Annotated in this window: 4 protein-coding genes; 2 read left to right on the plus strand and 2 right to left on the minus strand. The window is 74.8% G+C overall.

From position 1 onward, the window contains the following. Positions 1–127 precede the first annotated feature (127 nt). Positions 128–1,147: an aldo/keto reductase gene (locus ACFCX4_RS33400; RefSeq protein WP_376150732.1), complete on the minus strand. Its 1,020-nt coding sequence runs from the start codon at positions 1,145–1,147 to the stop codon at positions 128–130. A gap of 242 nt (positions 1,148–1,389) precedes the next feature. Between ACFCX4_RS33400 and ACFCX4_RS33405 the strand changes: the two genes are divergently transcribed. After that, complete coding sequence (locus ACFCX4_RS33405; RefSeq protein WP_376150734.1) at positions 1,390–1,977, plus strand: TetR/AcrR family transcriptional regulator; 588 nt, start codon at positions 1,390–1,392, stop codon at positions 1,975–1,977. A gap of 103 nt (positions 1,978–2,080) precedes the next feature. Here ACFCX4_RS33405 and ACFCX4_RS33410 read toward each other — a convergent pair whose 3' ends face one another. Beyond that, positions 2,081–2,965 carry an S-methyl-5'-thioadenosine phosphorylase gene (locus ACFCX4_RS33410; protein ID WP_376150736.1) on the minus strand — a complete coding sequence of 295 codons (885 nt, stop codon included), beginning with the start codon at positions 2,963–2,965 and terminating at the stop codon, positions 2,081–2,083. Positions 2,966–3,349: 384 nt separating this feature from the next. Here ACFCX4_RS33410 and ACFCX4_RS33415 point away from each other — a divergent pair, with 384 nt between their 5' ends. After that, positions 3,350–6,790: an ALF repeat-containing protein gene (locus tag ACFCX4_RS33415; RefSeq protein ID WP_376150738.1), complete on the plus strand. Its 3,441-nt coding sequence runs from the start codon at positions 3,350–3,352 to the stop codon at positions 6,788–6,790. Positions 6,791–6,941 lie beyond the last annotated feature (151 nt).

The raw sequence follows: 6,941 nt of genomic DNA on the forward strand, positions 1-6,941 counted from the left end.
TCGGGCCGCTGCTGCTGCCGGTGCGGCAGCAGCAGCGGCTTCGCCGGACCGGTCGCGTTCCGGCGCGACGCGCCACGTGATCATCGACGGCCACCGCGCACCGGCCGCCACCGCACGCGCCGGCCGGTCAGCGGCGGCGGAGCGCCGGGTCGAGGAGGGCGGGCGGGGTGTCGTGCTTCTCGTGCGGGGCGAGGTCGGTGCCCGGGGCGACGACCGCGTCGATCGCGTCCAGGACGTCGGCGGGGAGGACGGTGTCCGCGGCGGCGAGCTGGGAGCCCAGATGTTCGAGGGTGCGCGGGCCGATGATCGCACTGGTGACGGCGGGGTGGGCGGTCACGAAGCCCAGGGCGAGCTGGATCAGCGTCAGACCGGCCCCGTCGGCGATCCTCGCGAGGGCCTCGACGGCGTCCAGGCGGGCCCGGTTGTGCGGGAGCGAGGTGTCGAAGCGCTCCGGCATGAGGGCCGCGCGGTTGGTGGTGATCTCCCGGCCCGCGCGGACCGCGCCCGACAGCCAGCCCGAGGCGAGCGGGCTCCAGACCAGCACACCGAGCCCGTACTCCTCGGCGACCGGCAGGACGTGGGACTCGGCGCCGCGCTGGAGGACCGAGTAGCCGGGCTGCTCGGTGACGTAGCGGCCGAGGCGGTGCTCGCGGGCGGTCCACTGGGCCTGGACGATGCGGTAGGCGGGGAAGGTGGAGGAGCCGAAGTGGCGGATCTTCCCGGCGCGGCGCAGGTCGGTCAGGACGGCGAGGGTCTCCTCGTCGGAGGTCGCCGGGTCCCAGCGGTGGAGCTGGTAGAGGTCGATGTGGTCGACGCCGAGGCGCCGCAGGCTGTCGTCGAGCGCGGTGACCAGCCAGCGGCGCGAGCCGCCGCCGCGGTTGCGCCCGCCGCCCATCGGCAGACCGGCCTTGGTGGCGAGCACGAGGTCGTCGCGACGGCCGGCGATGGCCTTGCCGAGGAGTTCCTCGGACTCGCCGCCGCCGTAGACGTCGGCGGTGTCGACGAGGTTGACGCCGGCTTCGAGGGCGGCGTCGACGACGGCGGTGACGTCGTCCTGGGTGGTGCGGCCGAGGCGGCCGAAGTTCATCGCGCCGAGCGCGAGGGTGCTGACCTGGACACCGGTTCGGCCGAGGGTGCGGTACTGCATGGCGGTGGGCCTCCGTGGGTGTGGCGTCGGGCGTGCGGCGGTGCGGCGGTGCGGGGGCGCAGGGGCGCGGACGTGCGGGGGTGCGGACGTGCGGGGGTGCGGAGAGGGGCGCCCGCCCGGGTCTGGCATCATGGCGACCAAGCGGAACCCTGTTCCGCTTTCGACGATACGGAACACGGTTCCGCTTTGGCAAGCGGTCGACGGCCGGTGACGGCGAGGGGATCACCCATGGGAGCAGGACGATGAGCGGCGGGCCGGAACCGGCCGCGTCCCGGCGCAAGGACGCCCGGCGCAACCAGGAGGCGCTGCTCGACGCGGCGGCGGCCGCATTCGTGGCGGCCGGCGTCGAGGCACCGGTGCGCGACATCGCGGCGCGGGCCGGGGTCGGGGTCGGGACCATCTACCGGCACTTCCCGACCCGGGCGGACCTCATCATCGCCGTCTACCGGCACCAGGTGGACGCCTGCGCCGGGGCCGGCCCGGAACTGCTGGCCGACGCGGCGAGCCCGCACGCCGCACTGGAGCAGTGGATCGGGCTGTTCGTCGACTTCCTGGTCACCAAACACGGGCTCGCCGCCGTGCTGCGCTCCGGCGACCCCGGCTTCGAGGCGCTGCACGCGTACTTCCTGGACCGGCTGCTGCCGGTGTGCGGCACCCTGCTCGACGCCGCTGCCGCCGCCGGGGAGCTCCGGCCGGACGCCGCGGACCTTGGGGCGTACGCGCTGATGCGCGGCGTCGGGAACCTGTGCATCGGTGCGGACGCCGATCCGGGGTACGACGCGCGGCGGCTGGCCGCCCTGCTCGTCGCGGGGCTGCGGGCGGCGGACTGACGGCGGCGAGCGGGGGCGGCGGGCGCGCGGGGCGGGCTGACGAGGGACGGGCGGACGAGAGGCGGGCGGGGCCCGGGCGATCGGCGCCCGGGCCGCCCCGGGCTCACTCCCCCGGAACCCCGGGAAGACCGGGGACGAACCCGTCGAGGGCACACCGGCAGGGGCACTCGCGCACCGCCGGCAGCGCCTCCAGCGCCTCGAACAGGACGGCGCGCAGCCGGTCGACGTTTCGGCCGAACACCTCCAGCACCTCCGCGTGGGTGACGCCCTCGCCGCTCTCCACTCCCGCGTCCAGATCGGTGACCAGGTTCAAGGAGGTGTAGCAGAGGGCGAGTTCACGGGCCAGCACGGCCTCGGGGTGGCCCGTCATGCCGACCGTCGACCAGCCGCTCGCCGTGAACCAGCGCGACTCGGCACGGGTGGAGAAGCGCGGCCCCTCGATCACCACCAGCGTGCCGCCGTCCACCGGCTCCCACGCCGACTCGCGCGCCGCGTCCAGCACGGCCGCGCGCCCCGCCGGACAGTACGGGTCGGCCATCGGCGCGTGCACCACGCCCGGCACCGAGCCGTCGGGCAGCGGCACGCCGTCGTAGAAGGTCTGCGCCCGGGCGGCGGTGCGGTCGACGAACTGGTCCGGCACCAGCAGCGTCCCCGGCCCGAACTCCGCCCGCAGCCCGCCCACCGCGCACGGCCCGAGCACCTGGCGCACCCCGAGCGAGTGCAGCGCCCAGAGGTTCGCGCGGTAGTTGATCCGGTGCGGCGGGATCGCGTGCTCCCGCCCGTGCCGCGGCAGGAACGCCACCCGCCGGCCGCCGACCTCCCCCACGAACACCGAGTCGCTCGGCGGCCCGTACGGCGTGTCCACCGCCACCTCGGTGACGTCGTCCAGCAGCGCGTACAGCCCCGACCCGCCGATCACCCCGAGCTCCGCCCGCACCGCCGGGCCCTGGCCGGTGCCGTGGCCGGTTCCGGCCCGATCGTCAGTCATGTCGCCCACCCTTCGCCGAGGATCCAGGGACCACCAGCCTAGGGGCGCCCGCCGGGGGGCCGGCGCGGACGGCGGATCCCGCCAGGGGTCCGCCATGTCCGCATCGCACCGTTCGACCACGGTTCCACCGAATGGTGGGGGCCGACCCTGACAGTTCGTCCGGAATCCATACCCGGATGATCATCCGTCAACCCTCCCCGCCCGTTTTGCCGGGAACGATGCGTATTCGAACCACAGAAACGATCAAGCCAGTGCGTACACATTCGGACAATAAAAACTGAGAGCGGAACTTTCGTCCGTACACAACTAGGCTCCTCGCGGTGTCGGGACAACTGTCCCGGCATAAAGGGGCCCTGACGGGCCCGGGGGAATACGTGAGGGGTTATGACCTACACGACAAATCGGACGGGATCGCCGCAGGGCCGGCGGATCCGCAGGAAACTCTCCGCACTGATCGCACTCACCCTGGCCGCCACCATGGCCGGCACGGCGGTCGCCCAGGCGCTGCCGTCCGACGCCACTCCGGCGACGCTGCCGGCGGACTTCCGGGCGAAGGTCGTCGAGGCCTGGGAGCTTGGTGGGGTCTCCACCAAGGACGCCGCCGCCAAGGCACTGGTCGGCTCGGACGCGGACCTCACCAAGTTCCTCGGAGAGACGCTCGCCCGGGTCACCGCCGAGGACGAGCGCTTCGCCGTCCTGAAGATGCTCAGCGACACCGGCGTCGGCGTTCGTGACGCCGCCGTCAGGGCGCTGAACGGCACCGACGCCGACATCCACGCGTTCGTCACGTCGGGCTGGCAGAACCCGATGAACGACGACCGCCGGGCCGCCGTCTTCTACGTGCTGAACAACAGCGAGGCGGGCGTCAGGACGGCCGCCGCCAAGGCGCTGAACGACGGCACCCAGAAGGCGCTGGAGGACTTCCTGACCACCGGTCAGGCCAAGGCGCAGGAGGAGGACGACAGGTTCGCCGTCTTCGCCGCGCTCAACCAGAACCCCGGGGCCGAGTACGCCAGGCAGGCCCAGCGGGCGCTCGCCGGGTCGGCCCAGGACGTCCGCGCGTTCCTGGAGAGCGGCCAGTACCTGGCCCGCACCCGGGACCAGGAGACGCTCTCGATCACCCAGCTCGCCCAGGCGGCCAAGGAGGCCGGCCAGCGCGCCAAGACCGAGACCGAGAACGCCAAGCAGGCCGGCGCCCGTGCCGAGGAGGCCGCGGCCAACGCGAAGAAGGCCGCACAGACCGCGGCGGCCGAGGCCGCCGCCGCCAAGGACGACGTCGACAAGGCCGGTGCCGCGGCCACCCGCGCCGCGCAGGCCGCCGAGGGCGCGGCCGCGGCCGCGGAGACCGCGATCTCCGCCTCGAACGCGGCCGTCGCCGCCGCGCGCACGGCCGCCACGGCCGCGCAGTCGGCCGCCTCCGCCGCCGCCGCCGCGCAGCAGGCCGCGTCCAAGGCCTACAAGGCCGCCGCGTCCGCGGCGGGCAACCGGGCCGAGGCCGGTGCCGCCAGCGCCGCGGCCCAGCAGGCCCGCGACGCCGCCCGGGGCGCCCGGGACGCCGCTTCCGCCGCCTCCGCCGCGGCGACCGCCGGCGCCGAGGCCGGACGCTCCGGCTCCGCCGCCGCCCGTGCCGCGCGCGACGCCGCCTCCGCCGCCGAGGCCAGCGCCCAGGCGAGCAGCTCGGCCGGCTCCGCCAGCGCCCAGGCGGGCCGGGCCCGGGACGCCGCCAACAAGGCGCGCTCCGCGGCCGACCAGGCCACCGCGGCCTCCGGCCGGGCCGAGACCCTGGCCAACGCGGCCGCCGCGGCCGCCGCCGAGGCGAACCGGAAGGCGACCAGCGCCGCCGACCACGCGGACAAGGCCGCGGCCGCGGCCGAGCAGGCCGCCGCCCACGCCGGCGAGTCGCAGAACTGGGCCAACGAGGCGACCGCCCACGCGAACGCCGCGATCGAGGCCGCGAGCGCCGCGAGCGCCGCCGTCACCGACGCCCAGAACATCGAGCAGCTGGCCCGTCAGGCCGAGGCCGCCAAGCTGGAGGCCGACAAGCAGCAGGGCATCAAGGAGGCCGCCGCCCTCGCCAAGGCCGAGGCCGCGGACCTGGCCAAGCTGACCAGTGACCAGACCTCGGCCGCCGCGCTCGACACGGCCACCAAGGACCTGGTGCAGAAGGCCGCCGCTCCGGGCACCGCCACCAAGACGGCGGCGGACTTCGGCCGCAAGGCGGCCGTCAACCTGCTCGGCGCGGCCGGCTACTGGACCCGCGACGGCGCCCGCGCCGCGCTGGCCGACAACGACGAGGGCGTGGTGGCCTGGGCGAAGCAGGAGTACCAGGACAGCCTCCGGCTGGACGACCGCGACAAGGTCGCCTACATGTCGACCATCGGCACCTCCGTGCTCGCGGCGGCCGCCCAGCGGACCCTCGAAAGCACGGACCCGGCCGCCGTCCCGAACTTCCTGTCCGGCGGAGCGCTGAACGTCCAGGCCGACGACCTCCGGTACACCGTCTTCACGATGCTCAACGAGGGCGGGACCGCGGTCAAGCGGGACGGCGCCGCCGCACTGAACAACGGCAGCCCCAAGGCGATGTCGGACTTCGTCCAGACCGGCTACCAGCGCGCCACGGCCGAGGACGACCGGGTGACCATCTTCAGCCTCCTCGGCCAGGGCGGTCCCAACCTCAGGGCCGCGGCCGAGGTCGCGCTCGCGGGTCCGGCCTGGATGCAGCACGACTTCGTGACGACGGTCCGGCACAAGGCCGCCGTGCTCGACTCGGACACCGACACCCACGTGTCCTCGGTCCTCGCGCTGATCGCCAACGCGGCGAAGGACGCGGTCACGGCCACCGAGAACGCCCAGCTGGCGTTCCAGGTCGCGGCCAACGCCCGCAACGCCGCGCAGGAGGCCGCCGAGTGGGCGGACAAGGCCAACACCTCGGCCCAGCAGGCCAAGGGCTACGCGGACGACGCCAAGGCCAAGGCCGCCGCGGCGGACGCCTCGTCGAACGCCGCCGCCGCCTCGGCCCAGCAGGCCAAGTCCGCCGCCGCGACCGCGCAGAAGGCGAACCGCCAGGCCAACTACTCGCTCAACCAGGCGGTCGCCTCCGCCGACAAGGCAACCGCCTCGGCGGAGAGCGCGCGCTCGTCGGCCGCCAGTGCGGCGGCTTCGGCCACGGCCGCCGGCAAGAGCGCCTCGGAGGCCTCCGCGGCCGCCCGGGAGGCGCGCAGCATCGCGGCGACCAAGCGGGCCCAGGAGCAGGCCGCGGCCGCCGCCGCGGCGGCGCAGGCGGCCCGGGCCGCCGAGGCCGCGAACGTCAGCCCGTCCAACACCCCCGCCAACGACAAGGTCAACGAGACCGCGGCCGCCACCCCGACCGGGGGCAGCGGCGGGAACGGCGGCACGGGCGGAAACGGAGGCACGGGCGGGAACGGCGGCACGGGCGGTGGTGACGGCAAGGAGGGCATCCGCAACTTCGCCACCGAGGCGGGGCACTACAGCACCATCTGGGCGATGGCCGCGGTCGGTTCGCTCGTGCTTCCGCCGCCGCTCGGCGAGATCGCGTTCGGCGTCTTCGGAGCGTTCTCCCTCGGCGCCGGTCTGCTCAGCGCCGGCGGGTTCCTGCTGTCCGACGGCTGGAACAGCAAGGCCTTCCTCGACTCGGCGACCAGCGCCGCCGTCGGCTGGGTCGGCGGCCCCTTCGGAAAGGCCTTCGGCAAGGTCGCGGCACCGATCGTGAAGACCGGTGTGAAGGGTGTCAAGGCGGTCGGCAAGAAGATCATCGAGGGTGGGGCCAACGCGGCTTCCGGCATCATCGGTATGTTCACCTGGTGATCCTCTGAGCCGTCCGGCGGTTCAGGCCGCCGGGCGGCGGTGAATCAATCGGAACAGGACCGTGGGGCCGCGTGCGGCGCGGCCCCCCCGGGGGCGAGGGGGGGGCAAGTAACCAAAACACAACACCACCACCAACACGGGGCGGGTCGCG

It is taken from the genome of Kitasatospora sp. NPDC056327, assembly GCF_042261735.1.
In the GTDB taxonomy this organism is placed as follows: Bacteria; Actinomycetota; Actinomycetes; order Streptomycetales; family Streptomycetaceae; genus Kitasatospora.